We start from the raw sequence: 26546 nt of genomic DNA, 5'->3' as shown, positions 1-26546 counted from the left end.
TGGGATGAACAAAGGAATTTTATCCACCATTGAAAAGGCTTTTCGCTGTCAAATCTACGGGGTAAAGCCGAAGCGAAACGTCAACCTGTTAAAAACAGACCGGGGCCATTGGATACTCAAAGGATATAAGCAGGTCGAAAAAGCTGTGTGGGTGACAGAGTTAGCAGATGCCCTATACCAAAAGGGCTTTCATCATACGGTGCAGTATGTGGCGAGTCAGGAAGGGGCAAAAATTTTTACATTTGAAGACCGCCATTACACCATCATGAAAATGATTGATGGGCATGAAGCAGATAACGGTTCTCTTTTCGATGTGAAAAAAACAGCAGAGACATTGGCGCGTTTTCATGTTGCAGCTCAGGGTTTTCCTAATGTTCATTCCTATGCGTATGAAGGAAAACCTGCCCTTTTAGATAAATGGGAGAGCCGCTTGGAATACTTTGAGCGATTGATGTGGTCGCTTGAACAAAAGGGACCACAGACAAAACTGGAGCAACTCATTTCCCAACAGGCAGATCATGTCCTTCGGGATGGCAAGGAGCTGCTGCAATCTGCCTACAAGCTGCCTTTGACGCCAGAAATGTTTTTAGCCATGGAGAGGGGGACACTCGCTCACAGAGACGTGGCGAGTCATAACTTTTTGCTTACGGAGCGAGGCAATTGCTATTTGATCGACCTTGATACCGTAGGTCATGATCTTCAGCTTGTTGACCTTGTACAATTGATGTCGCGGATGCTATTGATGCAAGAGTACCGGATGGATTCCTTTGTAGAAGCGATGGAAGCCTATAGTAACGTCAATTATTTATCTGATACGCAGATTTGGGCTGTTCATCAATTGCTTCGCTATCCGGATAATTTCTTGCGGGAGGTAACGGGCTTGTATAGTCAGCGCCCAGGCTACCACATGAAGGGCGTCATGCAGCTGATCCAAATGGAAGGCAAAGTGATGGCAAATCGCCAACGCTTTTTAAACGACGGAGAACGAATCTTCCAGCGCTCTCCGTGGGGACATTACCATTTCGTTGGATAGTCGGATAAAATAAAACATCCCTCTTTCAAGAGGGATGTTTGTGTTGTTGGCAAGCTTACTTGGAAGCAGGCTTGGACAGATCAATAGAGAATTTCGCAAACCCAGATTCCAATACGTTGATGAACTTGATATGGGACATTTTTTCAGCGAATGGTTTCGCGTCAGGAGAAGAAGTGAAGGTAACGTTCAGCTTCGCATCTACTGGAGCAAAAGACCAGTTGTTGTCTGCTGCTGGATCGATATTTTTTTGGTTCAGGATGTAGTCGATTACGATTTGACGGTTTTCATCCGGAGAATCGATTACGATGTTTTTGCCATCCAGACCAGGGAACGCACCGCCGCCGCTTGCACGGTAGTTGTTGGTTACGACGATGAACTTGTCTTCAGGTTTTACTGGTTTGCCATTATAAGACAGGTTTTTGATGCGGTTTGCATCTTTGTTTGCTACTTTTCCATCTACAGCGTATTTGGACGGTTGCGTAACATCGATTTGATAAGTAACACCGTCGATTACATCATAGTTGTACGTTGGGAAAGATTCGTTGATGAGTGGTTGCTCATCTGTTTTCTTCGCATCGATTTGGTTGAACTGTCCAGCGGAGCGCTCCAACCATTCTTTCACCGTAGCACCATCGACCAGAACCGCTTTCAATGTGTTCGGGTAGATGTACAGGTCAGATACGTTTTTGATGGCGATTGTACCAGCTGGGATATTGGAGTAGTAGCTCACTCCGTTACGGCCGCCCGCTTTAAATGGTGCACCAGCAGACAGAACTGGAATGCCGTCGTATTCTGTACCCTTCACGTTTTTCTCCACGAACCATTTTTGTGCATTGGTTACGATTTGGATAGATGGGTCATCTTGCACGAGTGCAAAGTAGCTGAAGATCGGGGAAGATGTTTTCCCTACAGCGGAGCGAACCCAGTCAACTGTTTTATCGTGATCTTCTTTTACTGCTTCTACGATAGCTTTGTCTGCATCAGCCAAGGATGCTTTGTTTGCTTTGTCATAAATCGGAACAACTTTTGTAGCGGACTCAGCTACTTTCCATTTTCCGTTTTCTTGTTTCAGCGTCAGGTCGATCACGCCGAGGTGGTTACCCCAGAAGCCAGGCATAACGGCTGGTTTACCGTTGAGCGTTCCTTTTTCTGCATCAATGCCTGGAATTTTATCGAATCCAGGACCAGGGAATACGGAGTGGGAGTGTCCGAACAAGATCGCGTCGATACCATCTACTTTGCTCAGCTGGTAGCTAGCGTTCTCCAATTGAGGACCACCCTCGATAGGGCCAATTCCGGAGTGAGGAACTGCGATGATGATGTCCGCACCTTTTTTCTTCATTTCAGGTACGAATTTGTTGGCAGTTTCCACGATGTCCTTCGCGATTACTTTTCCTTCCAGGTTGGCCTTGTCCCACTGCATAATTTGTGGAGGAACAAAACCGATTACACCTACTTTGAGTTTTACATCCTTGCCGTTCTCATCTTTAAAAGTACGCTCCAGGATTTCGTAAGGAGTGAACATGTTTTTGTCATTGTTAGGGTTTTTGTCCTTGTCGTCTACATAGACATTGGCGTTAATATAAGGGAATTTCGCACCTTTCAAGCTGGTGCCCAAGAAGTCCAAACCAAAGTTGAACTCGTGGTTACCGATATTGGCAACATCATAGTCCATCAGGTTCATTGCTTTGTAAGCAGGGTGAGTATCTCCGGCTTTCAACGGGTCAATTTTTGCCACGTAGTCGCCCAATGGGTTTCCTTGCAACAAGTCACCGTTGTCGATCAGGATGCTGTTTTTCGCTTCTTCTCTTGCTTTTTTGACCAATGTCGCTGTTTTTGCGAGGCCAAACTCGTCTGTGTTTTTGTCTTGATAGTAGTCATAGTTCACGATGTTGGTGTGGATATCTGTCGTTTCCAAAAGGCGGAGCTTGAGGACAGAACCTGTTTGCGCGCTTACAGGAGTAAGAGGAAAAGAGAGTGCGCCAACAACCAAAGAAGTGCTGAGGAGAAAAGCAGTCAGCATTTTTTTGTTCGTTTTTTTCATGTTTGAAATGACCTCCATAAGTTTACAATAATGCCAAGCAAAAATAGTTTATCATTAGATTTGAAGGCTGGATAGATAGCTAGATGAAATAGTATATTAATTTTTTGTATTGACAAAAGTAAAAAAATATAACGTCAATCCCACTTTAGTCGCGTATGCCCCTGTTTCTTTGTGGCAATGATAGGAAGAAAAGCCTATAAAAGAAGGGGTTCTATTTGACTGAGAAGAAAAAGTGGATGGTTTACGCGACCTGGGGTGTAGCTTTCGTTACAGGCGTCGTAGCCGGTATTGTATTTCTGGGTAAAAATGGAAGTGATTCAGGTCTTACACGCTTACTGAACCATACTGGTAAAGCGGATGTAGTCGCAGGTAATTCGTACGAACTGGTTTTAGCCCGCCATTATTTGTGTGGGGTGCGAGATGAAGAACATGTATCGGTTCGTCCGAATCAACTGGCAGACGCCATGGGCAACTATACTGGATGGGAAATTGTACAAGCCGAGCCCGTCAAGATGCTCTTAATGAAACGCGAGCAGGATATAGCGCCAGCGTGCAAGGAGAATGGACATATCGGAATAGCTGCGGACGGCATGCTTGCCCTGTTTCATGGTCTGCCTGCTGAACAAGATGTCGTGCAAACCTTTTATCGAATCGATACGGCAAAAATGGAAGCGAGTCTGCCAAAAGAGGAATGGGAGAATCTGAAACGGGGGATTCGCATTCGGAACTTGGCAGAATATAACAGTGTGTTGTCTACCTATGGCGAATACCAATGGAGCGGACAATGAATACGGGTAAACCGAAAAGAAATCCCTTTCGAGCCTTTCGTGTAACAAGCGCGTATGGACTGGAAAGGGATTTTTGTTTCCATGGCTACGGATTTAGTTCAACCGCAATGATTCGCCAGCGTTCCCCCGGGACTTCACGGCGCAAAAGAAACTTCCATGTTCGTCGAAAATTCCCGCCTTCCTCTGCGATGTACGCGAGCCGAACAGGAACCTCTATCAAGAGGGGACCACGTTCGTCTGAAGGGATGACGATTTCTGACGTTCGCACAGATTCGATCGCGGACAGTTCTTCTGGAAGTGTGAAACCGTCTGTTGTCATTCGCATCGAATGGGTGTCGTGCTCATGCAGAGCGGTGAGGAAATAGCCGACCAATTCTTCAGGTGACGCCCCTTTTAGTGTAGTGGCAAGTGCTCCGGAGGCTTTGAGAATCATCATGCTGTGACTGGGATCGGGCTCTGAGCGTCGATGGGTGGAGCTGCCAAAAAAGTGGATGCAAAAATGCCCAGGGAATTCATTTCCCTTAATCGCACCAGCACCATGAGGCATTCCGTGCATAGACGCTGCAAAATAAGTGCCGTCTACCTCTACCAGAATGGCTCTGCGCTTCCACGACCATTTTCCCTGATAAATGTTCTTCATGATCTGTGTATCCTTGCGTGTCAACGGTTGAACATCGGCATGGCGACTACCTGCTCTGCGCTGGACATCAAAACGTTGTCCTGTCTCTAAATCAATTACCGTACCGAATTCCATCCGTTTTAACGTTTTTTTCACCTGTTCCCAAGGAATGGCTTGTGCAAAATGGACTGCCTCTACGGACTTGACCATTTCTTCGATCTGCTGGCGAACATCATTTGCCAACACATAGCGACGCGGCATTTCTTTTTCATAAAGCTGACCATCGTGATCATATACATACATTCGTTTTTTTACGGTCAATGTAGCGCGTACCCAGTGTGGGTTATAGGAAGCAACTTCGATAGCAGAGCCCAATATCCGCTTCGTAAATTGCTTTTGATCAGGGAAGGACATGGTCGTTTGGAAGGAGGAATCGGGTGATACCGATACGGTGACCATGATGTCATTCTTGATCTTGGCAAGCGCATTGTATGGCATGGACAGTGCGATTGCGAGAAAATAGATACAAAAAATAAGGACTTTACTGCGCAACAACCAACACCTCCACAGCTTATCGTTTCAATAAGATGTCTGACATATGTGGCGTAAATCTTGGTATCATAACACCATTGCGCTTACGCCATACTGATTTCATACGGTGATCGAAGGAGGAGTCTTTAGACCATGTCTACCATGCCTAGAGGTAGCTACAAAGACCAGTTCCATCAGCGTTTGTACGTTCAGTTGAACCAGGGGCACAACAAGCTCAATTACCAACAGATCAATAAGATCAAAGAGCACATGCAAAGTGGCGTAGACGACTATGCCCACATGCAGCATGATGTGTCGGATTCATTCGGAATGAACAAACACTAACAGACGCCGTATAACCCGTTCCTTTTATAGGGAGCGGGTTTTTTTGTTCAAAAGTCGACTTGGATATGAAATGGAAATACACGTTCGCTTTTTGGGTGCTTTGTGTTACAGTAGAGAGTAGAATCTTTGCTCACGGAGAGTGGACTATGCGCATTTTAGGAATTGACCCTGGCATTGCGATTGTTGGCTTCGGGGTTGTGGATAAAGAGGGCAGCCAATTGCGTCCCGTCCAATATGGAAGCATTCAAACAGAAGCTGGATTGCCAGTACCGCTTAGATTGAAACAGATTTTTGAGGCAATGCAGAGCCTTCTGGAAACCTATCGTCCCGATGAAATGTCCGTCGAAAAGCTTTTCTTTAATAAAAACGTGACGACGGCCTTTACAGTTGGTCAAGCGCGAGGGGTTATTATCCTTGCAGCAGAGCTGGCTGGTGTGCCGGTCTATGAATATACCCCGATGCAGGTCAAGCAAGCTGTGACTGGATACGGGGGGGCAGAGAAGAAGCAAATACAGGAAATGACGAAGCTCCTATTGCGGTTAAAGGAAGTACCAAAGCCTGACGACGTGGCGGACGCATTGGGCATTGCGATTACGCACGCACAGTTTCGAGCGTTCATTTCCATTTCGGAAGGGGTCAAGAAATGATTGATTTTGTAGAAGGTACACTTAGTTATCTCGATTCGGAATACATAGTTATCGAAACGGGTGGAATTGGTTATCGACTGTTTTGCCCAAACCCGTACCAATTCGTTCGGTATGAAGGCAACAAAACCAAATTGTTTACCCACCACCACGTGCGGGAAGATGCCATCCTGCTGTACGGCTTCGCTACCCGTGACGAACGCGATTTGTTCCGCAAGCTGCTCGATGTTAGCGGAATTGGTCCAAAGGGCGGATTGGCTATTCTGGCCGCTGCAACGCCTGAGCAGCTAGTGATGGCGGTTCAACAGGAGAATGTTACCTATTTGACGAAATTTCCGGGGATTGGGAAAAAGACAGCCCAGCGAATTATCCTCGATTTGAAGGATAAATTGGTAGGGTACACACCATCTGCGATTTTGACTGTTGCAGCGGGTGATTTGACAGCAGGCGAGCAAGCTGTGTCTGCACTGAACGAAGCGCTCGATGCGTTGACTGCACTGGGTTACTCTGATGGTGAACTGCAAAAAATCAGAAACACGCTGTCTGAGAAATCAAAAGAGGGCGATGGTGTAGAAAAGCTCATCAAACAAGGGCTTGCGTTGCTCATGAGGGGGTAGGATTTTGGATTCTCGGATCATCACGACGCATATGAATTGGGAAGAAGATGCGGCGGAGCTGAGCCTCCGTCCTCGCTATTTAAACGAATACATCGGTCAGCAGCATGTGAAGGAAAACCTGAAAATTTTTATTGAAGCGGCCAAAATGCGGAAAGAGTCGTTGGACCACGTACTGCTGTACGGTCCTCCTGGTCTGGGGAAGACGACTCTGTCGCAAATTATTGCAAATGAGCTGGGTGTGAATATCCGCACGACTTCTGGTCCAGCAATTGAACGCCCCGGTGATTTGGCAGCGATTTTGACGAATTTGCAAGAAGGCGATGTCCTGTTTATTGACGAGATTCACAGACTTAACCGAAGCGTCGAGGAAGTTCTGTATCCGGCAATGGAGGATTTTGCGCTGGACATCATTATCGGTAAAGGGCCAAGCGCTCGCAGTGTTCGTTTGGATTTGCCGCCATTTACACTGGTCGGGGCTACGACGCGGGCTGGAATGCTCTCCGCGCCGCTTCGAGATCGCTTTGGGGTTGTCAATCGCCTGGAATTCTATACTGTTCCGGAACTGACCTTTATCGTTTCACGGGCAGCCGACATCCTGCAGGTCGTCATTCGAGAAGGCGGGGCAGAGGAGATTGCCAGACGTTCACGGGGAACACCCCGGGTGGCAAACCGTTTGCTGAAGCGGGTTCGCGATTTTGCCCAAGTAAAAGGCGAAGGCGTCATTACGACAGAGATTGCCAAAGAAGCGCTGGAAAGATTGCAAGTAGATGCCTGCGGTCTCGATCATATCGACCACAAACTGTTGCTAGCGATTATTGATCGTTTTGACGGTGGACCGGTTGGACTGGATACGATCGCAGCAACAATCGGAGAAGAGTCACAGACGGTGGAAGATGTTTGCGAGCCGTACCTCATGCAGATTGGCTTTATGCAGCGGACGCCACGGGGGCGTGTACTCACCCCAAGTGCGTATCAACACTTTGGTCGGGAGATGAAATCGTGAATCCTGTAGCCAAGCTACTTATTATTGGTGGTGCTGCTTTAATCGTAATCGGTCTGTTGTGGCAGGTAGGAGGCAGATTTTTGCCTTTGGGGCGTTTGCCGGGAGATATCGTGGTAGAAAAGGAAAACGTCAAATTCTACTTTCCGATTGTGACTTGTATTGTGATTAGCATCGTCCTGTCTCTTGGCATGTATCTATTTCGGTTGTTTAAATAAGCAAGTGTGTAGGCCATCGGAGCTCATCGTTCCGGTGGTTTTTTGTGTGTGCGGGCGTTTGGTCCCATTTTACGAAAAAGGCAGGAGATCAGCCGACGATTGTCGAAAAAACATGGGAAGACATGCCAATTTTTGTTGAAAATCAGGTGAAGAAAGGACAATGGACGACATGAGAAAGAAATGGATGGGGAAAGTCCTTTCGGTGGGCCTGCTATCAGTAGTTCTCGTAGGAGGACATGAACCAGCGCAGGCAGCCGGCGACAATATTAGGGTTGCGCTATTTGTGGATACAGGACAAGGCTATCGGGGAGTAGTTCCTTCCGTTACGCTAACTGCTGCAAATGGAATGGAGGTCGTGCTCAATGGACCCGAAGGCAAGACAGATTTACCCGAATTAAAGGGAGATGCAGCTCGTTACCGAGTTGATGAATATCATCTGATCGTTGCCGAAACAGGTGACTGGAATCGCGCACAGCAGATTGCACAGCAATTGAGCCAACGAAAATACGAGGGTTCGATCCAGGTGGCAAAACGTAACGGTCAGACCGTCTATCAGGTTGTAAGCGGAACGTACGACACGTATCAGGCTGCTGCGAATCAGGCAAAAACAGTTGCCCAAGCAATCGGGCAGAATCCGCTGGTAAAAGGCCCGCATCGACTCGAAGCGGGTAAATTCAAAAGCTTAAAGGAAGCGCAAGAATGGCAAGCGTCCTTTGAAGCAACGGGTATTCCTGCTTATCCCGTAATGGTATCAGAGGGGGATAAAGTAAAGTATGCGGTTTGGATCGGTGATGAGGTTAGTCCTGATGCTGTGAAAGAATTGAAACGAAGAGCAAACGCTGCATTCCCTTCTTTCTCCTATCAGGAGCCAGACAGCCATTCATATGTTATATTGAAGCAGGATGTATACGGATCACCGGATGAAGTGATTTGGAAGTATGTATTCTCCCCTCAAGTTAAGCTGACTGTTGAAGCGAATAAAGCAGACGATGAAGCGGTGATTGGCGTTGTGGAACGAGAGCAGCGCACATATCGTGGTGAGATGGAGCTGTCGGAATACAATGGTCACTTGACGCTAGTAAATGAGCTTCCGATGGAAGAGTATCTGTATGGCGTCGTTGGCTCTGAAATGGCTCCAGGCTGGCCAATAGAAGCATTGAAAACGCAGGCAGTCCTGTCGAGAACTCGTGCTGTGTGGCAAGGCAATAAGTATGGTGTTGCCAATGTGTCCGATACGGTTTTCGAACAGGCGTATTATGGCTATACAAAAGAGTCTGATGATGTGCGTGAGGCCGTCGACGAGACGGAAGGCGAAGTCATTTACTACCAAGGCAAACCAGCCGAGTCGCTCTTCTATTCCAACGCAGGCGGTATGACAGCAGATGGCACAGAAGTATGGGGCAATCCCGTTCCTTATTTGCGATCTGTCGAGAGTAAAGACACCTATCCAATGGATAATGCAAGCGTATGGTATCGTGTGGCTTTAGCGGATGGTACGAGCGGCTATGTACGAAATGATCTGGTAACCGAAACAGGCCAGAGCAATTCAGCCGGACAAAGAATGGCGGTCATTTCGACCGAGAATACCAATTTGCGCTCGGGTCCAAGTACAACGACGAATCGGGTGTTGTCCGTACTCCCTACTGGTGCAGAGGTAACGATCCTCTCAGAAGTAAAAGAAGAAAATGCGTATTCGTGGACGCGTGGTCCGTTTACCGCTACAGAGATCGCAGCCATGATCAATGCCGCGCATGACAAGAACAAAGCTCCACGCATTTCAGGAAACGTAACGAGCCTGAAAGTGACAGAGCGCGGTCCATCTGGACGTGTGATCGCGATGGAAGCAAACGGGAAGCCAATCGTCGTTTCTTCACCGGATGCTTTCCGTTCTGTTTTTCAACAAGGTGGCTCCCCTCTTCGCAGCACGAAGTTTGAAGTAGAAAAGATCAATGGTTCGCAATTCATCTTCCGTGGTACTGGCTTTGGGCACGGACTTGGTGTTTCGCAATACGGAGCACGTGCGATGGCAGAGGAAGGGTATGACTACAAAGATATCTTGCAACACTACTACCAGGATGTGACAATCGAAAAGTAAGTCGTTTGCCACAAGATCTACCGCAAAAAGGAGTAACGATTTCGTGGACGTGCAACAATTTGATTTTGATTTGCCGGAGCATTTGATCGCCCAGCACCCGCTAGAAGACCGAACTTCATCGAGATTGCTCGTGTTAGAGAAACAAACAGGCAATATCGTTCATCAGCAATTTACCAATCTAATCGATCACCTCCAAGCAGGGGACGTACTCGTCATGAATGACAGCCGCGTTTTACCTGCCAGATTGATAGGTGAAAAGGCTGACACTGGTGCGAAAATAGAAATCCTTTTGTTGAAATCACTTGGTGAGGATCGTTGGGAGACGCTGGTGAAGCCCGGGAAGCGGATGAAGCCGGGGACAGAAGTGGTTTTTGGTAACGGCCTTTTGCGTTGTGTTTGTGAAGACGTGACAGAGACAGGTGGACGAATCGTGCGCTTTTTGTACGAGGGAATCTTTTATGAGATTCTCGACCAATTAGGCTCGATGCCTTTGCCTCCGTATATTCACGCGCAGCTGGAGGACAGCGAGCGTTACCAGACAGTCTATGCGAAGGAGCGCGGTTCAGCGGCAGCTCCGACAGCCGGGCTTCATTTCACAAAGCCATACTTGGAGCAAATCGCTGCCAAAGGGGTACAGCTGGCTTATGTGACACTGCATGTTGGACTTGGGACTTTTCGCCCTGTATCAGCGGATTCCGTGGAAGAGCATGTCATGCACGCGGAGTACTATGAGATTCCCGAAGAAACAGTAGAGCTGGTGAATCAGGCAAAAGTAGAAGGTAGAAGAGTAATCGCTGTCGGGACGACATCCTGCCGAACATTGGAGACAGTAGGGCGCGCGAATGGAGGAAAGCTGGTGGCAACCTCTGGTTGGACGGATATTTTCATTTATCCGGGCTACACGTTTTCCATCCTGGACGGGCTACTGACAAACTTCCACTTGCCGAAGTCTACGCTCGTCATGCTTGTAAGTGCATTGGCTGGAAAAGAGAATGTGATGCGTGCCTACAAAACGGCTGTCGAAGAGGAGTATCGCTTCTTCAGTTTTGGCGATGCGATGCTAATTTTATAAAAATGTGAACAACCCACCTGTATAAGTGTATACTTATTAGTCAGGTGGGTTTACTTCACCCGGAAGTTTTTCTATAATAGGTAAGACTTACATACATAGCTTGAGGAGTGCAAAGATTTGGCTGTACGCTACGAGTTAATCAAAACATGCAAACAAACTGGTGCACGTCTCGGTAAGCTACATACACCTCATGGGACGATTGACACCCCAGTCTTTATGCCTGTCGGTACACAAGCGACAGTAAAGACGATGAGCCCCGAGGAGTTAAAAGCGATTGGTGCGGGCATCATCCTCAGTAATACGTACCATTTGTTTCTTCGTCCAGGGCATGAAATTGTTCGCGAGGCAGGCGGACTGCACGGTTTTATGAATTGGGACCGTGCCATTCTGACTGATTCCGGCGGTTTTCAAGTATTTAGCCTTAGTAACCTCCGCAAGATCACGGAGGAAGGAGTATCCTTCCGTTCCCACCTAAACGGAGAGAAGCTGTTTATTGGTCCTGAAGAGGCGACACAGATTCAAAACGCGTTGGGTGCCGATATTTTCATGGCATTCGATGAGTGTGCTCCTTATCCTGCGGAGTACGATTACGTAAAAAAATCAATGGAGCGAACAACCCGCTGGGCAGAGCGTTGCCTGAAGGCGCACACTCGTCCAAACGAGCAAGCGCTGTTTGGGATCGTTCAAGGTGGAATGTTCAACGACTTGCGCGCACAAAGTGCACGAGATCTCGTTTCCATGGATTTCCCAGGATATGCGATCGGCGGTTTGAGCGTGGGAGAACCATTTCCTTTGATGTACGAAGTGCTGGAGCATACTGTTCCACTGCTTCCGACAAGCAAAGCCCGCTACTTGATGGGGGTTGGTTCACCAGATGCGCTTATCGAGGGAGCGATCCGCGGTATCGACATGTTTGATTGTGTGTTGCCGACAAGAATTGCCCGCAATGGGACATGCATGACTAGCCAGGGAAGACTGGTCATCCGTAATGCAAAATACGCGCGCGACTTTACCCCGCTTGATCCAAATTGCGATTGCTACACCTGCAAAAATTACACACGTGCTTACATCCGACACCTGGTCAAGTCGGAGGAAACCTTTGGTATCCGATTAACTACTTACCATAACCTGCACTTCTTGGTGAAGTTAATGGAACAGGTGCGTCAGGCGATTGCCGAAGACCGCTTGCAAGATTTCCGCGACCAGTTTTTCGCTCAATATGGATTGGGTGAAGATAGATCTTTTTAATCGAGGGGGATTTTTTTCATGGATGGCTTGACTCAGTTTTTACCGATTATCATCATGTTTGCGATTTTTTACTTCTTGCTGATTCGTCCGCAACAAAAGAAGGCAAAACAACGCAACGCTATGCTTGGTGCTCTGAAAAAAGGCGACAAGATCGTAACAATCGGTGGAGTGCATGGAACAATCCAAGAACTGTCTGATGATACTGTTACGTTGCGTATTGCTCACAACGTAAACGTTACTTTCGATCGTGGAGCGATCAACAACGTAGCTTCTTCCAGCAACGAACCTGCTAAGACTGAACTAACGAAGAGCGAAGAAACAAAAGAAGAATCCAAATAATACATGCGAAAAGCAGGTGGGTGATCCACCTGCTTTTTTCTGTCTTGTTTTAGCGGCGTGGCTTGATAACTTTAGGTTTATGCTTGTTGTTGGAATTTGCCGAATTCACACCGAGAATTCCACCTAATGCAGCCACTCCAAATGCACCGAACAAGAACAGGAAGGTTCCCCATTGCATCGGGGCGTCAAAGCCGAGGAAGCCAATCAAGAGAATGAAGAGGAAGTACGTGAGTCCGGTAAGTCCGCCATAATACCAGCCCTTGCCGCCGCAACGACGTCCAGTAACGTATCCCCCGACCAAGAGGGCAATGGCATTGATTACGTACGTAAAATAGGGCAGCGTGCCTTCTCGTATCGAGGTGAAGCTAAGAAGCAGGGTCGCGAGCAACGCTCCAATTAAAACAAGACATGTCGTATACAATAGACCGGTCAGTACAGAGGTGGATGCACTTCGCACGGTATGTACCCCCTTATTGGAAGTGTTTGTACATCTATATGAGGGGCTTGGCTCACGTATTCATCTTCGCGTTGAACATTGAAAGGAATTTTCGTATGATGGATGGGGAACGAGACGGGGGTGAGGAAGATTGATCAAAACGTACTTTTATAACCACTCTGAACAGAAGATGTTTCACGACGTTGATCTGGCAACGAAGGATCAATGGCTGAAATCACCAGAGGATTTGCTCTGGATCGATCTGTATGATGTGGGAAACAATGAACTGCCCTATATTGCCAAGATTTTCGACTTTCACCCGCTGGCAATTGAGGACTGCCTGCACGTCAGTCCACGTGCCAAGGTAGACAAGTACGATGACTACTATTTCTTCGTTTTTCACGCCCTGCGTTACAATGAAGAAAGTGACGACGAGATCACAACGGTAGAACTGAACGTTTTTCTCGGCCCTAACTACATCGTGACGATCCACAAGTCCCCGATGAATACCATCGGTCGGATCGCTGCCATGTGTCACCGCAACATTTCATACTTGAACAGAGGTCCTGACTATTTGCTGTATGCCATTGTAGACGGGATTACCGATGAATATTTTCCCATTATTGATCGGATTAGTGTGCGGATTGACGAGCTGGAGGACGAGATTTATGAACATCAGATGGAGGAAATTACCGAAGAGTTCCTGGCGTTGAAGCGAACGATTATTTTAATCAGGCGTGTGATCATGCCGCAAAAAAGAATTTTCGCGAACGTCAACGGCCGTTACTCCTTCGACATTTCCGAGGAAAACGTTCCGTTCTACACCGACCTAACAGACCACTTGGAACGGATCTCGGATTCAACGGAAACCTTCCGTGATCTGGTTAACGGTGCGTTGGATACGTACTACACCATCATTAGCGCCAAAACAACCGAGACGATGCGGGTTCTTACCATCATCTCCACAATCATCCTTCCGTTGACATTTATCACCGGACTATTCGGGATGAATACTTTCGCATGGCTGGGTGAAGAAGCAGAACCGTATATGCTGATCGTGGCACTCGTAATTATGCTAGCCATGACGTTTGCCATGCTTCACATTTTCCGCAAGAGAAAGTGGCTGTAATTGGTGCTAATACTTTCCCTGCCCCCTGTTGAACACTAGTATCAAATGTTCTTTGGGGGGCAGCGTAAGTGGATAATCTTACTATGGTGTTACTTCGCACCCTTTTCTCGTATTTTTTCCTCCTGATCTTAGTGCGGTTAATGGGAAAGCGGGAATTGGGAAAGCTGTCCGTTTTTGATGTGGTCATCTCGATTATGCTTGCAGAAATGGCTGCACTGGCGATTGAGGATGTCGATAAGCCTGCTCTTCGGTTTTATTTGCCGATGCTGTTGATTGCCTTATTGGAAGTCGCCTTCGCTTATGTGTCATTAAAAAGCAAGAAATTCCGCGATACTGTGGACGGCTCTGCCGATTTGATTATAGAAAATGGGCAAATCAGGGAGCAGGCGATGCGTCGCAATCGCTTGAACATGGATGATTTGATGGTACATCTGCGGCAAAAAGACGTAAAAAACATTGCCGATGTTGAATTTGCGTTGTTGGAGCCAACCGGACAAATGAGTGTGTTTTTAAAGGAGCAAAAAGAAAAGGTTACGAGGGAAGATCTCGCGTTGATGAAGAAGCTACAGGTCGGTCCTGTCTCATACAAAGGCCTGCCCATCCCATTGATTCTCGATGGCAAGGTCCGAACGGAGGCATTGAGCAAGATCGGACAAAACGAGCTATGGCTGAAACGAGAAATCCGGAAATACGGAATCAAAGACATTCGAGAAGTTTCTTTTTGCAGCATTGACGAGCGTGGCATCATATATTTGGACAAAAAAGACAAGCCGTAGCAATAAGTGCTAACGGCGAGGGAAGAATGCGGCGAGTTGTTCGCCTATCCACGGAATGCGCCGGACGTCTTGCTTGCCCAAGACGCGCATGGCGACGAGTAGGACAATGTACAGCAACATGCTAATGAAGGTGCTTGCGGTCAATAGCTGTCCAATCGAAATGTCCGTAAACCAGTGCTTGGCAATGTAGGAACCAGAATAACCCATGAGCAGCATGGCAACCGCGATTTTGCCGAATTCCCGAAGGTCGACCGTAAAACCAATTTTTTTGATCAGGCTGGCAAAATGCAATAGCGTCCCAAGCGTAATGCCGATATTAAGAGCAATGACAGCGCCGTGAATACCAAATGATGGATGTGCCGTGAAAAAAAACATGGCGACAGTTTTGATGATGGCACTGATCAGTGTATTTCGAAAGACGACCTGAGCGTAATCGAGACCTTGCAAAGCGGCGGCAAGAGGGGCTTGGAAAAACAGGAAGACGGAGAACGGTGCCAGCTCTTTTAGCAGCACGCCAACCTCCCGATACTCATTGCCGTAGAGCAGGACACATAAGGGTTCTGCAAAAATAGTGAGTAAGACGGTACAAGGTGCTCCAATGACGAGTGTTATCCGCATGGCTTGATAAATGCGGCGATGCACGAGTGGAGCATTTTTTTGATAGGCCGCTTCCGCAACGGCAGGAACGAGGGAAACGGACAAGGAATACGTTAAAAAAGTGGGAAAAAGCACCAAAGGAACGGCCATTCCGGCAAACTGTCCGTACAAGCTAGTAGCAGTCGAGGTGGTAAAGCCTGCAATAACGAGCGCGTACGGTACGAGCATCGGCTCAAGTACGTAAGCAATGGAGCCGATGACGCGGCTAAGCGTGACAGGGAGTGCGACATGAATGAGTTGCGACAAGCTCTTTTTGCTTGCTGAAACCGTCATGAGTAGAGGCTTATCTAGAAGCTGAGCTGCTGCTTTTTTGCTGCCTTTGCGATACTGCCAGAGAATGTACAAGAGTCCGGCGGCTTCTCCAAAAATAATACTGGCGACAGCCCCTGCTGTGGCGTACTCAATGCCTTCCGAAAGAAACGACATCGTCATGACAACGACCAGTGCCATTCGGACGACTTGCTCCACAAGTTGAGAGACGGCAGTAGGGATCATGTTTTGCTTGCCTTGGAAGTATCCTCGCAGGACAAGGGAAATGCCGGAAATCGGGATGACCGGAATGGCTGCAAGCAGAACAATGTGTGCACGAGGGTCAGCGAATAGCATTCCGGAAATCCATTGTGAGAACAAGAGAAGCAGGACGCAAATGAAGAGGCTAATCCCGCCGGCAACCGACAAGGCTAGTAACAAAAATCGGCGAGTCAGCCGCGGATTATTAGCTGCTTCCGTCTCTGCCACTTGCTTTGCAATGGCAACCGGAAGTCCGAATGTCGTCACCGTAATCAGAAAGTATAAAAGGGGCACAACCATCTGATAAAGCCCCATTCCTTCCGCTCCGATAATGCGCGACAACACGATCCTGTGAGCAAAGCCAAACACTTTGGTAATGCCACCAGCAATAATGAGGATGACCGTTCCGTAAAAGAAGGATTGTTTCATGGAAGGCTCCTTTGCAAGGATAAATTCACTCAGTAAAGAATATGGACGTGCCGCTGTCGGCATGACTACTTTGAGGGGGAAAATTGGGATGGACCAAGCGCAAAAACAGGAATGGTATGGGCAAGTCGTAAGTCTCTGTGTAAGCAAGGCAGAGGAATTTGCTCTTTTGGGGTACGACAACGTTGCGCCTGAAGACGTTTGGGAATGCGTCACGAATAGCTATAAAGAAATGCCACCGATACACCAGCTTGTCAACGACATTTTGTCCTTGAAGACTAACAAGTACATGAATTACCTCATGATTCAAATGTACAAAAATTCTTAGTGATTTTATAGAAACTTCCGGCCGCCCTCTTCGTATACGTACATGTCGCGAAAAACGCAAGGGGTTGGTTACCATGGTTTACATTCCCAGCAATAATTGACACGTTTTTTTGTACTTCGTTATAATGGGCATATTGGTTTCTCGTCTAGGACGGGACCCTGTTAGGAAAGAGGGGTATTACTACTATGGTTAAATGGGGAAGATTCCTCCTGTTTCTGGTCGTTGTAGGGCTTTTGGCTACGCTTGTAGCAACTACGACCAAGCAGGTGGCAGGAAACATCACACTCGGTCTGGACCTGCAGGGCGGGTTTGAGATTCTGTATGAGGTAGAGCCTCTCGAGGCTGGGCACAAAGTTGATATCGAGCTTTTGAAATCAACAGCTCACATGATTGAAAGACGGATTAACATCGGTGGCGTAGCTGAGCCAGTCACCACTACCGAATTGCCAAACCGGATTCGTGTTCAAATCGCATCACAATCAGCAGATCAGGACAAGCTTCGCGAGTTGATCGGGAAGCCTGCTCATCTGACATTCCGTGATGAAAATGGCAAGATTATGTTGCAGGGAAGTGACTTGGCTCCAAACGGGGCAGCAGTTGGTTATGACGACCTGAAACGCCCGCTCGTTACCCTCAAATTCTCTGACCCGAAGAAGCTAGAAGAAGCTACACGTGCAAACCTGCACAAGCCAATGGCGATCTTTTTGGATGAGACGATGCAAACTAATCCGACCATTCAATCGGTCATTTCTGGTGGTAGCGCGCAAATTACTGGAAATTACACACAGGAATCGGCACAGGAATTGGCTGATCTGCTGAATTCCGGTGCGATGCCAGCCAAACTGGTTGAGAAGCAAGTAACCTCCGTGGGTGCTTCCTTGGGAACCCTGGCTCTGGAGAAGACCATGTATGCTGGGTATATCGGGGCTGCGCTGATCTTTATTTTCATGCTAGTTGTTTACCGTATGCCAGGTATGATTGCAAACATTACCTTGGCTGGATTTACCTATTTTTGTATGGTCGTACTCGACTGGATGCATGCAACGCTGACGCTGCCAGGTATTGCTGGATTTATTTTGGCCGTAGGGATTGCCGTGGATGCCAACATCATTACCTATGAGCGCATCCAGGAAGAAATCCGTTCTGGCAAGACAGTCCTCTCTGCCTTCCGTGCAGGTGAACGCCGTTCCTTGATTACGATTATCGATGCTCATGTGACGACACTGATTGCAACGGGCGTTCTGTTTTTCTTCGGGACGAGCTCTGTACAAGGCTTCGCTGTTGTATTAGCGATGACGATTATCGTAAGTATCATTACCAACGTGTTTGGGTCCCGCTTCCTCCTCTGGCTGGTTGTCCGTTCCAACATGTTTAAAAAGCCGTTCTGGTTCGGGGTAAAGGAGAGTGAGATCCGTGAGCTATGATAAAGACCATACTGTAATCAGATTTGACATCGTGAAAAATCGCAGGAAGTTTTTCATCGCTTCCTCTGTGATTATTATCATCGGCCTTCTGTTTACGCTATTTCAAGGGCTTCACCTTGGCGTTGACTTCAAGGCAGGAACTCGCTTGGATCTTTACATTGGAAAAGCATTCAATCCGACAGATATAGAAGCAGTGATCAAGAAAGAGGTTCCTAATGTGAATTTCAGCGCGGTCACTCCGTACGGGGAAAACCATGGTCAGGCCTATACACGTTTTGACCAAACTATTTCATCCGACACACTGATGAAAGTGGAAATGGCTCTCAAAGCAAAATACGGTGAGCAGGTCTCGAAGCAGGTTTCGTCGGTTGATCCGAGTATTGCGCAAGAGATGGTGCAAAAAGCGGCGATTGCGGTTGCGATTGCTGCTGTGGGAATTGCCATCTACATCGCGATCCGCTTCCAATGGCTGTTCGGTATTGCATGTGTCGTGGGGCTTGCGCATGACGTGTTTATTCCGATTGCGTTGTTCTCTATCCTCGGGTTGGAGGTAGACATTACCTTTATCGCCGCGCTTCTGACGATCTTGGGTTACTCGATTAACGATAAAATCGTTATTTTTGACCGGATTCGGGAGAACTTGAGAACGATGAAATCCAAGACAATTCCTGAACTGGAACATCTGGTGAACGTGTCGCTGTGGCAAACGATGCGCCGTTCTGTATACACGGTAGCGACTGTATTCTTCACAGCTCTTGCACTGGCTGTTTTGGGAAGCGAGAGCATTCAGAACTTCTCCTTAGCCCTGCTGTTCGGTCTAGTGAGTGGTACGTATTCCTCTATCTTTATTGCAGCCCAAGTATGGGTGAATTTGAAAGAACGGAATATGAAAAAGAAAAAAGAAGTAATGTAACGGTGGACGAAACCGCAGGTGAACCCTGCGGTTTTTCTATTCTCTGTTTCTGTATTTGCCGCAGTTTGAAGCCGTATGAGAGTTTTGCATAAAACGGTATGTTTTATGCAGTTGTCAGCTTCCTGCTCCATCCACTATAATGAATGAGGATTGGAGGAAAGCCCATGCTGAAAGCGAAAACACGCTGGAAACTGGCCACCTATGATGAGCAGCTTGCTGCTAGTATCGCCGCAGATTGCCAGCTTACTCCGCTCGTATCCAAGCTACTGGTGATACGTGGCATTGATACATCACAAAAGGCTCGTGATTTTTTGCAAGCCGGTCCAGAATTGTTTCATGACCCTTTCTTGCTGGATGGAATGGAACAAAGCGTGCATCGCATTCAACAAGCCATTCAAAGGCAAGAACCGATTTGCATATACGGCGATTACGACGCCGATGGGGTTAGCTCCACATCGCTAATGGTACATCTACTGCGCCAACTCGGCGCTGTTTTTGACTACTACATTCCCAACCGTTTTACAGAAGGGTATGGGTTACATAAAGACGCCTTGGCGCATCTGCATCAAAGCGGCTATAAACTGATCATCACTGTTGATACAGGGATCAGTGAAGTCGAACAGGTAGCGTACGCGAACCAGTTGGGTCTTGACGTCATTGTAACCGACCATCACGAACCTCCGGCAGTCATCCCGGAGGCATTTGCTGTGATTAACCCCAAGAAGCCTGGTTGTTCGTACCCCTTTGATATGTTGGCGGGAGTGGGGGTCGCCTTTAAAGTAGGGCATGCCTTACTGAAGGAGCCACCTCTGCATTTGGCTGATTTGGCTGCATTGGGGACGATAGCGGATCTGGTGCCGTTGGTAGATGAAAATCGCATTCTTGCTCGAGCAGGATTAAAGCGCTTAAATCATACAAGGAACCTTGGTCTGCAAGCCTTAATCCGAGTTTGTGGGTTGGCCGATACTGAGCTGTCTGCTGGACATGTAGGCTTTGCGCTTGGACCGCGTCTGAATGCGAGTGGAAGGCTGGAGACGGCTGAATCCGCTGTGAAACTGCTGACGACTTCGGATATGGACGAAGCTGAGAAATGTGCCCAGGCGCTGGACGACTTAAACCGCGAACGACAGGAAATCGTCGCAGCGATGACTGAGGAAGCTGTCCAGATGGTGAATGAACTGTATCCGCCAGACCAGAACAATGTTCTCGTTCTGGCTAAAGAAGGCTGGAACGTGGGCGTGGTAGGGATTGTAGCTTCCCGATTGGTCGAGCTTTTTTACCGTCCAACGATTGTGCTTGGCATCGATCCGGAAAAAGGAACGGCAAAAGGCTCGGCGAGGAGCATTGCAGGTTTTGATATGTATGAAGGTTTGACTGCTTGCAAGGAATGGTTACCGCACTATGGCGGTCATACAATGGCAGCAGGGATGACCTTGCCTGTAGAAAATCTCGATTTATTACGCCAAAAATTGAACGAGCTCGCTGGAGAGTGGCTGTCCACCGAAGACTTCACACCGATGACCAAAGTGGACGTTGCGATGAGTATGGAAGAGATCAGCTTGACCGCAGCGGAGCAACTCGAACAGCTCGCCCCATATGGCATGGGGAATCCCACACCGCTCGTTTTGTTAGAAGAAGTAGAAACACAAGGGATGCGCACCATTGGACGAGATGACAATCATTTGAAGTGTACATTGAACAAAGCGGGAACCTCTTTGGATGCAATTGGCTTCAACTGGGCACATGTAACAAAGAGAGTAACGCCCAAGGCACGTTTTCACGTATTGGGAGAATTGTCTGTAAACGAATGGAACGGAAATCGAAAGCCTCAGCTGACGATCCGTGATTTGTCTGTTGGACACCAGCAAGTGTTTGACTGGCGAGGCAGTCGCGACAAGATAGAGAAATGGCAGCAAGTGATGACGGAGTCCAATTCGGTGACGATTCTGTTTCGCGAGGAAAGCTATGAACCATTGGCAGCGAAGGCGACAAGCGAACAGGTGAATTCCTTGATCGTGGTTGGTCGAGAGGAGACGAATATCACAGCCTCTTCCAACGTGATTTTGTATGATTTGCCGACGCGCCGTTCCGAATTGGAAGTGGTTCGTGTCTTGCTCAAACAAGCGGAGCGCATATATTGTTTGTTTGGTGATCCGGATTTAGGAATGGAGCGGCTTTCCTGTCCGGGCCGGGATCATTTTAAACAGTTGTACCAGTTTTTCGTGCAAGTGCCAACTGTTAAAAAAATCCATATGGATGCATTGGCCAGAAAGCTGCAATGGAAAAGAAATTTATTGGACGGCATGATCGCCATTTTTATGGAGCTGGAGTTTTTAGCGGAGGAGGCCGAGCAGTACACGCTGCAGGCCAACACTGCCAAAAGGCCACTCGAGAGCTCTGTGCTCTACGCGAATTGGAAGGAAGAGGCACAGCTCGCGACGGATTTATTACTTTCTTCTTCCGATGCAATGATTCAAGCGCTTCATCAATTGGTGGAACCAACCACCGTTTAGGAGGAATTTTTCATGGATTTTAAACAATACATTCGTGTTATCCCAGATTTTCCACAGCCAGGTATCCGTTTTAAGGACATCACTACTCTCTTGAAGGATGGCCCTGCTTACAAAGCTGCGATCCAAGACTTGGCTGTCTTCGCTCGTGAAGTACAAGCAGACGTAATTGCGGGTCCAGAAGCTCGTGGATTCGTAGTAGGTGCGCCATTGTCGTACGAAATGGGAATTGGCTTTGTACCGATCCGCAAGTCTGGCAAGCTGCCATATGAATCCATCAAGGCGAATTACGACCTGGAGTATGGAAAAGATGCGCTGGCTGTACACGTGGACGCTATCCAGCCAGGTCAGCGTGTTCTGATCGCAGATGATTTGCTGGCGACAGGTGGAACCATTGAGACAACAATCAATTTGATTGAGCAACTCGGTGGCAAAGTAGTAGGAGCTGCCTTCTTCATCGAACTGTCCTACTTGGATGGACGTAGCAAAATAGGTGAAATTCCTATCAAATCGCTCGTTCAATATTAATTGATGCAACAAGGAAAAACGGGTGAAATGCCCGTTTTTTTCTTTTTTCTGCGGCTGTACATACTTTACAGGGGAATTCAGCTTTACAAGACGAACGACATACAAGATAATAGTATGAAATAGACAGACATGATACGTGCAAGTAAGCCTTCGCCTGCGCCAAAAGACTTGGCAACGCCCAAGTTTTCTAGACGTATAGGAAAGTTCAAGTGCTTCACAGTGCGAAATGCGTCCAGGCTTAAACTTTCCGGAGCGCATCACGAAGTGCCCCAGCGTCTGCTTCCGGCAATACTTCGGTGAAACTTTCCGCTATAATGCGGTCGCTCCTCCGTGAGAAGGCCTCGATCGAGGTTATTTTACTGAGAGGATAAGGGAAGGGAACTATGATTACCGGCATTGATGAGATAGTAAAAAAAGCAAGCACATATTTATCACAAACGGATATGGACCTGATTACACGTGCCTATCAGCTAGCAGAAAAAGCGCATGAAGGGCAAATACGCAAATCAGGCGTTCCTTACATTATGCACCCAATCGCCGTGGCGGGTATTCTTGCAAACCTGCACATGGATGCCGTTACGATTGCGGCTGGATTTTTGCATGATGTCGTGGAAGATACCGAGATTACGCTTGATCATCTCCGTGAGCAGTTCGGACCGGATGTAGCTCTCCTGGTAGATGGAGTGACCAAGCTGGAAAAAATTAAATACAAGTCCAAAGAAGAGCAGCTCGCCGAAAACCACCGCAAGATGCTAGTTGCTATGGCTCAGGACATCCGCGTCATCATGATCAAGCTGGCAGACCGTCTGCACAACATGAGGACACTTCGGCACATGTCGGAGGAGAAGCAACGCGAGATTTCTGATGAAACGCTGGAAATCTTTGCGCCACTCGCTCATCGTTTGGGGATCGCTTCCGTCAAATGGGAATTGGAAGATACGGCGCTTCGGTATTTGAATCCGCAACAGTACTATCGGATTGTGAATTTGATGCAAAAGAAACGGGTGGAGCGTGAAGCCTACCTGAATGAAGCATCGGATACGATCAGAGAAAAGCTGGGCGAGTTAAACATCGAGGCAGAAATTTCGGGACGTCCGAAGCATATTTACAGCATCTTTAAAAAGATGACGAGACAAAACAAGCAGTTCAACGAGATTTATGATCTGCTTGCGTTGCGAATCATCGTGAATGACATCCGCGACTGTTATGCGGTTCTCGGTATCGTGCATACCCTGTGGAAGCCGATGCCAGGCCGATTCAAAGATTACATTGCCATGCCAAAGACGAACATGTACCAATCGCTTCATACCACAGTGATTGGGCCAAAAGGTGAGCCATTGGAAGTGCAAATCCGCACGTGGGATATGCACCAGACAGCAGAGATCGGGATCGCGGCTCACTGGGCGTACAAGGAAGGCAAAAGCATCGTGCAAGGATCTTTTGCAGAGAAGCTGGGCAGTCTGCGGGAGATTATCGAAGGTGGGTCGGAAGAAGCTCCGAACGCGCAAGAGTTCATGGAGAGTCTCAAGCAGGATCTTTTCTCCGATACAGTTTTCGTCTTCACGCCAAAAGGCGATGTAGTCGAGTTGCCAAAAGGCTCTGTACCGCTAGACTTCTCCTATCGGATTCACTCTGCGGTAGGAAACAGAACGATTGGCGCCAAGGTGAACGGCAAGATTGTGCCGCTAGACTATGCGATGAAAACAGGCGATATCGTCGAAATCCTGACGTCCAAGCATTCCTACGGTCCTAGTCAGGACTGGCTAAAGATGGCCAAATCCGCGCATGCTCGCAATAAAATTAAGCAGTGGTTTAAAAAAGAGAAGCGGGAAGAGAACGTCGCCAAAGGTCAGCAAATGGTGGAAGCGGAGATCAAGTCGCGCAGCTTTGACATAAAAGAAGCGATGACGGAAGTGAACCTGAAGGAAGCGGCAGCCCGGTTTAATTTCCAAGGGGCGGAAGACATGTTTGCCGCAGTCGGCTATGGCGGCATTACGGCATCGCAAATTGCGACTCGTCTCCTAGACAAACTCCGTCGGGAGCGCGAAGAACAAAACCCAACCATTCCTGAGGTCAAACCGAATCCAGCAAATCGCTCTGTCAAGAGTGAGTCTGGCGTGAAAGTCCGTGGCTTGGATAATTTGCTCGTCCGTATTTCTCGTTGCTGTACACCTGTCCCAGGCGACCAGATTATCGGTTTCATCACGAGAGGTCGTGGGGTATCGGTGCATCGACTGGACTGTCCGAACGTACTGACTGACGAATGTACTGAACGTCTGATTGATGTCGAATGGGATACCGATTTCAAGCATAATTTCCATGTAGAGATCGAGATTACGGGCAATGATCGGAGCGGACTGTTAAACGATGTATTGCAGGTTGTGGCTGAAACAAAGACGAATATTGCGGCTGTCAGTGGCAAGTCCGATAAAAATCGAGTGGCAACGATTCATATGACCATCTCGATTAGCAATGTGGATCATCTGTTGAAAGTAGTAGAGCGCATTAAGCGCATCAAAGATATTTATTCGGTTCGCCGGATACTGAGCACCTGATCCCTCGTGGATTAGGTGTTCTTGTTTAGCGAAGGGAAAGGATGAATCAGTGTGAGAGTTGTCGTACAAAGAACGAGAGAAGCGAGTGTGACCGTAGCAGGAGAGATTGTCGGACAAATTGATCACGGCTTAATGCTGCTGGTAGGAATTACACATGAAGACACAGAAAAAGAAGTAGAATTTGTCGCAGACAAAATTGCGAACTTGCGTATTTTTGAAGACGAGGAAGGCAAAATGAACTTCTCTGTTTTAGACAAGGGTGGTCAAATTTTGTCCGTATCACAATTTACACTGTATGGCGATTGTAGAAAGGGCAGAAGACCCAATTTTATGGCTGCCGCACGACCAGAGCAAGCTGAACCACTGTACGAGCTGTTTAACATCAAGCTGCGGGAAAAAGGGCTCCAGGTGGAAACGGGACGCTTTGGTGCAATGATGGACGTGCGTCTGTTAAATGATGGCCCTGTCACATTGATTGTGGAATCCTAAACACAACCAAGGGGATGAAAACATGGCGCAAGAAGCATTGGTGATCGGTGCGAGTGGCATGCTTACAGAGGTTTCCCGATGGCTGGCTCGCCAAGGTTATCAAGTAACGGTGCTTGGGCGTGATCCAATAAAATTAAGTCGTATCAGAGACGGTTCCATTCATCCAGAGTCGATTCATTTGCTGTCTCAAGACTATCAGCAGACAGACAGCTTGCGTCAGTCTATGGCCGAGCTCGTAGAGAAGAGAGGGCCAATGGATGTGGTTGTCGCGTGGATTCATTCGACTGCACCGCATGCACTCTCTGTGATCGTAGAAGAACTGTCGCGTCCAGAGAAGAGCTGGCAATTGCTACATGTGTGTGGGAGCGGTGCTTGGAAAAATTCACCGACAAAGCCTACATCAGAAGTTTGTATATATCGACGGGTCATCCTCGGTTTTACGTGTGCAGGTGAGCATTCACGCTGGCTGACGAATGATGAAATTGCGGCTGGGGTGATTGACGCTCTGCAAACAACTGAAAAACAAATAATCGTCGGTCAGGTTGAGCCGTGGGAAAAACGTCCGGCTTATTCATCCATATAACGAAATAGCGAAGTCAAAAACAAAAAACGATTGCGTTCGGCAATCGTTTTTGTCGTTTCAGTACGAAATCGAGTCAGTGAATGTAATTGGCTGTTGGGAGGATCAGATTTTTGCCGATTAGATTTGCAGAAATCGGCTTTTTCCCGATTTCTCGTGCCCATATCGATAGCTGTCCGACATGGTGGATTTCATGAGCGATCATGTGCCGCATAATTTCACCCCATGTGTACGTAGCGATGCTGCCGTCTGGCTTCGTGTCCTGAAAGGCTCTTGTTTCCATGCTTTCATCCCAATTGCGCAAAAATTGAAGCACATCCGGGCGAAAAGTCGCCTCCAGCTCACAAACCTTTTCCAACCGGTTGTAAAGGTTGAAGCTTTCTTGAAAATCAGGCCTTCCCAGCATGACTTGAATCCAGCTCCACTCTACATCAATGACATGGAACAGGGTATGCAAAATCCCCCCGACACCTCCGATGCGCGGACGAAGCAATTCTTCTATCGGAACGTCCTCACACCATTTCAGCCATTCTTCACGAACTATCCAATTGTACTCAAACATGGTTTTAATAGAAATCACTCCATTTTCAAAGGTTAACTTGTGATCACCTGCGTCCATACCGTTCGATTACTGATAGTGTGATTGTTTTTCATCCGTCATCACTCCTTTCGATGCTTATGATATTCGCAAA

General features: G+C 47.7%; 26 protein-coding genes. 21 read left to right on the top strand and 5 right to left on the bottom strand.

Features of this window, described 5'->3' with window-relative positions:
- Positions 1-4: 4 nt before the first annotated feature.
- The gene (locus HP401_RS10180) at positions 5-1033 is read left to right on the top strand and encodes a phosphotransferase (protein WP_173604933.1); all 1029 of its coding nucleotides are present in this window, start codon (positions 5-7) and stop codon (positions 1031-1033) included.
- A gap of 55 nt (positions 1034-1088) precedes the next feature.
- On the opposite strand, the gene HP401_RS10175 is transcribed toward HP401_RS10180, so the two are convergent.
- Positions 1089-3077, bottom strand: coding sequence for a bifunctional 2',3'-cyclic-nucleotide 2'-phosphodiesterase/3'-nucleotidase (locus HP401_RS10175; protein ID WP_012685577.1), 1989 nt, complete (start codon positions 3075-3077; stop codon positions 1089-1091).
- Positions 3078-3292: 215 nt separating this feature from the next.
- On the opposite strand from HP401_RS10175, the gene HP401_RS10170 reads away from it, so the two are divergent.
- Positions 3293-3865, top strand: coding sequence for a BofC C-terminal domain-containing protein (locus HP401_RS10170; RefSeq protein ID WP_173604932.1), 573 nt, complete (start codon positions 3293-3295; stop codon positions 3863-3865).
- An 85-nt stretch (positions 3866-3950) separates the two neighbouring features.
- Here the strand turns inward: HP401_RS10170 and HP401_RS10165 are convergent, their stop codons facing one another.
- The gene (locus tag HP401_RS10165; protein WP_254457043.1) at positions 3951-5039 is read right to left on the bottom strand and encodes a hypothetical protein; all 1089 of its coding nucleotides are present in this window, start codon (positions 5037-5039) and stop codon (positions 3951-3953) included.
- A gap of 129 nt (positions 5040-5168) precedes the next feature.
- Between HP401_RS10165 and HP401_RS10160 the strand changes: the two genes are divergently transcribed.
- From HP401_RS10160 to yajC, 9 genes are all read left to right on the top strand, one after another.
- A complete protein-coding gene (locus HP401_RS10160) occupies positions 5169-5360 on the top strand; it encodes a hypothetical protein (protein WP_007724527.1) in 192 nt (63 codons plus the stop codon).
- Positions 5361-5506: 146 nt separating this feature from the next.
- On the top strand, positions 5507-6007 hold the full coding sequence (gene ruvC, locus HP401_RS10155; RefSeq protein ID WP_012685580.1) for a crossover junction endodeoxyribonuclease RuvC: 501 nt from the start codon (positions 5507-5509) through the stop codon (positions 6005-6007).
- The gene (gene ruvA, locus HP401_RS10150; RefSeq protein WP_012685581.1) at positions 6004-6621 is read left to right on the top strand and encodes a Holliday junction branch migration protein RuvA; all 618 of its coding nucleotides are present in this window, start codon (positions 6004-6006) and stop codon (positions 6619-6621) included. The genes ruvC and ruvA overlap by 4 nt, the downstream gene beginning before the upstream one ends.
- Positions 6622-6625: 4 nt before the next feature.
- Positions 6626-7624 (top strand): Holliday junction branch migration DNA helicase RuvB, encoded by a 999-nt coding sequence (gene ruvB / locus HP401_RS10145; protein ID WP_012685582.1) that lies wholly within the window; start codon positions 6626-6628, stop codon positions 7622-7624.
- Positions 7621-7839, top strand: coding sequence for a DUF2905 domain-containing protein (locus tag HP401_RS10140; protein ID WP_012685583.1), 219 nt, complete (start codon positions 7621-7623; stop codon positions 7837-7839). The genes ruvB and HP401_RS10140 overlap by 4 nt, the downstream gene beginning before the upstream one ends.
- Before the next feature lie 160 nt (positions 7840-7999).
- Positions 8000-9934, top strand: coding sequence for a SpoIID/LytB domain-containing protein (locus HP401_RS10135; RefSeq protein ID WP_173604931.1), 1935 nt, complete (start codon positions 8000-8002; stop codon positions 9932-9934).
- A gap of 43 nt (positions 9935-9977) precedes the next feature.
- Positions 9978-11006: a tRNA preQ1(34) S-adenosylmethionine ribosyltransferase-isomerase QueA gene (queA, locus tag HP401_RS10130; RefSeq protein ID WP_173604930.1), complete on the top strand. Its 1029-nt coding sequence runs from the start codon at positions 9978-9980 to the stop codon at positions 11004-11006.
- 117 nt (positions 11007-11123) lie between these two features.
- Positions 11124-12254: a tRNA guanosine(34) transglycosylase Tgt gene (tgt, locus tag HP401_RS10125; protein ID WP_012685587.1), complete on the top strand. Its 1131-nt coding sequence runs from the start codon at positions 11124-11126 to the stop codon at positions 12252-12254.
- Positions 12255-12272: 18 nt separating this feature from the next.
- On the top strand, positions 12273-12593 hold the full coding sequence (gene yajC / locus HP401_RS10120) for a preprotein translocase subunit YajC (RefSeq protein ID WP_012685588.1): 321 nt from the start codon (positions 12273-12275) through the stop codon (positions 12591-12593).
- Between the two features lie 49 nt (positions 12594-12642).
- Here the strand turns inward: yajC and HP401_RS10115 are convergent, their stop codons facing one another.
- A complete protein-coding gene (locus HP401_RS10115) occupies positions 12643-13050 on the bottom strand; it encodes a TIGR04086 family membrane protein (RefSeq protein WP_012685589.1) in 408 nt (135 codons plus the stop codon).
- Between the two features lie 130 nt (positions 13051-13180).
- On the opposite strand from HP401_RS10115, the gene corA reads away from it, so the two are divergent.
- Both corA and HP401_RS10105 read left to right on the top strand, forming a co-directional pair.
- A complete protein-coding gene (corA, locus tag HP401_RS10110; protein WP_007717563.1) occupies positions 13181-14158 on the top strand; it encodes a magnesium/cobalt transporter CorA in 978 nt (325 codons plus the stop codon).
- Between the two features lie 68 nt (positions 14159-14226).
- Complete coding sequence (locus tag HP401_RS10105) at positions 14227-14934, top strand: DUF421 domain-containing protein (protein WP_173604929.1); 708 nt, start codon at positions 14227-14229, stop codon at positions 14932-14934.
- 9 nt (positions 14935-14943) lie between these two features.
- On the opposite strand, the gene spoVB is transcribed toward HP401_RS10105, so the two are convergent.
- Positions 14944-16530, bottom strand: a complete 1587-nt coding sequence (gene spoVB / locus HP401_RS10100) for a stage V sporulation protein B (protein ID WP_012685591.1) — start codon at positions 16528-16530, stop codon at positions 14944-14946.
- An 88-nt stretch (positions 16531-16618) separates the two neighbouring features.
- Between spoVB and HP401_RS10095 the strand changes: the two genes are divergently transcribed.
- From HP401_RS10095 to HP401_RS10060, 8 genes are all read left to right on the top strand, one after another.
- A complete protein-coding gene (locus tag HP401_RS10095) occupies positions 16619-16855 on the top strand; it encodes a post-transcriptional regulator (RefSeq protein WP_026133908.1) in 237 nt (78 codons plus the stop codon).
- 185 nt (positions 16856-17040) lie between these two features.
- Complete coding sequence (gene secD / locus HP401_RS10090) at positions 17041-18279, top strand: protein translocase subunit SecD (protein ID WP_012685593.1); 1239 nt, start codon at positions 17041-17043, stop codon at positions 18277-18279.
- Positions 18269-19192: a protein translocase subunit SecF gene (secF, locus tag HP401_RS10085; RefSeq protein WP_173604928.1), complete on the top strand. Its 924-nt coding sequence runs from the start codon at positions 18269-18271 to the stop codon at positions 19190-19192. The genes secD and secF overlap by 11 nt, the downstream gene beginning before the upstream one ends.
- 164 nt (positions 19193-19356) lie before the next feature.
- On the top strand, positions 19357-21705 hold the full coding sequence (gene recJ, locus HP401_RS10080) for a single-stranded-DNA-specific exonuclease RecJ (RefSeq protein WP_173604927.1): 2349 nt from the start codon (positions 19357-19359) through the stop codon (positions 21703-21705).
- A 12-nt stretch (positions 21706-21717) separates the two neighbouring features.
- Positions 21718-22230 carry an adenine phosphoribosyltransferase gene (locus HP401_RS10075; protein WP_012685596.1) on the top strand — a complete coding sequence of 171 codons (513 nt, stop codon included), beginning with the start codon at positions 21718-21720 and terminating at the stop codon, positions 22228-22230.
- A 383-nt stretch (positions 22231-22613) separates the two neighbouring features.
- Complete coding sequence (locus tag HP401_RS10070; protein ID WP_012685597.1) at positions 22614-24785, top strand: RelA/SpoT family protein; 2172 nt, start codon at positions 22614-22616, stop codon at positions 24783-24785.
- Between the two features lie 51 nt (positions 24786-24836).
- Positions 24837-25274, top strand: coding sequence for a D-aminoacyl-tRNA deacylase (gene dtd / locus HP401_RS10065; protein ID WP_173604926.1), 438 nt, complete (start codon positions 24837-24839; stop codon positions 25272-25274).
- Between the two features lie 22 nt (positions 25275-25296).
- Positions 25297-25857 (top strand): short-chain dehydrogenase, encoded by a 561-nt coding sequence (locus tag HP401_RS10060; RefSeq protein WP_173604925.1) that lies wholly within the window; start codon positions 25297-25299, stop codon positions 25855-25857.
- A gap of 73 nt (positions 25858-25930) precedes the next feature.
- Here the strand turns inward: HP401_RS10060 and HP401_RS10055 are convergent, their stop codons facing one another.
- Entirely contained in the window at positions 25931-26473 is a 543-nt protein-coding gene (locus HP401_RS10055; RefSeq protein ID WP_202890437.1) for a DinB family protein, read from the bottom strand.
- Positions 26474-26546: the final 73 nt, after the last annotated feature.

The sequence above is a fragment of the Brevibacillus sp. HB2.2 genome (assembly GCF_013284275.1).
Taxonomy (GTDB): domain Bacteria; phylum Bacillota; class Bacilli; order Brevibacillales; family Brevibacillaceae; genus Brevibacillus; species Brevibacillus brevis_D.
Note: the sequence above shows the minus strand (reverse complement) of the source record. Positions and strands in the feature narration are given on the sequence as shown.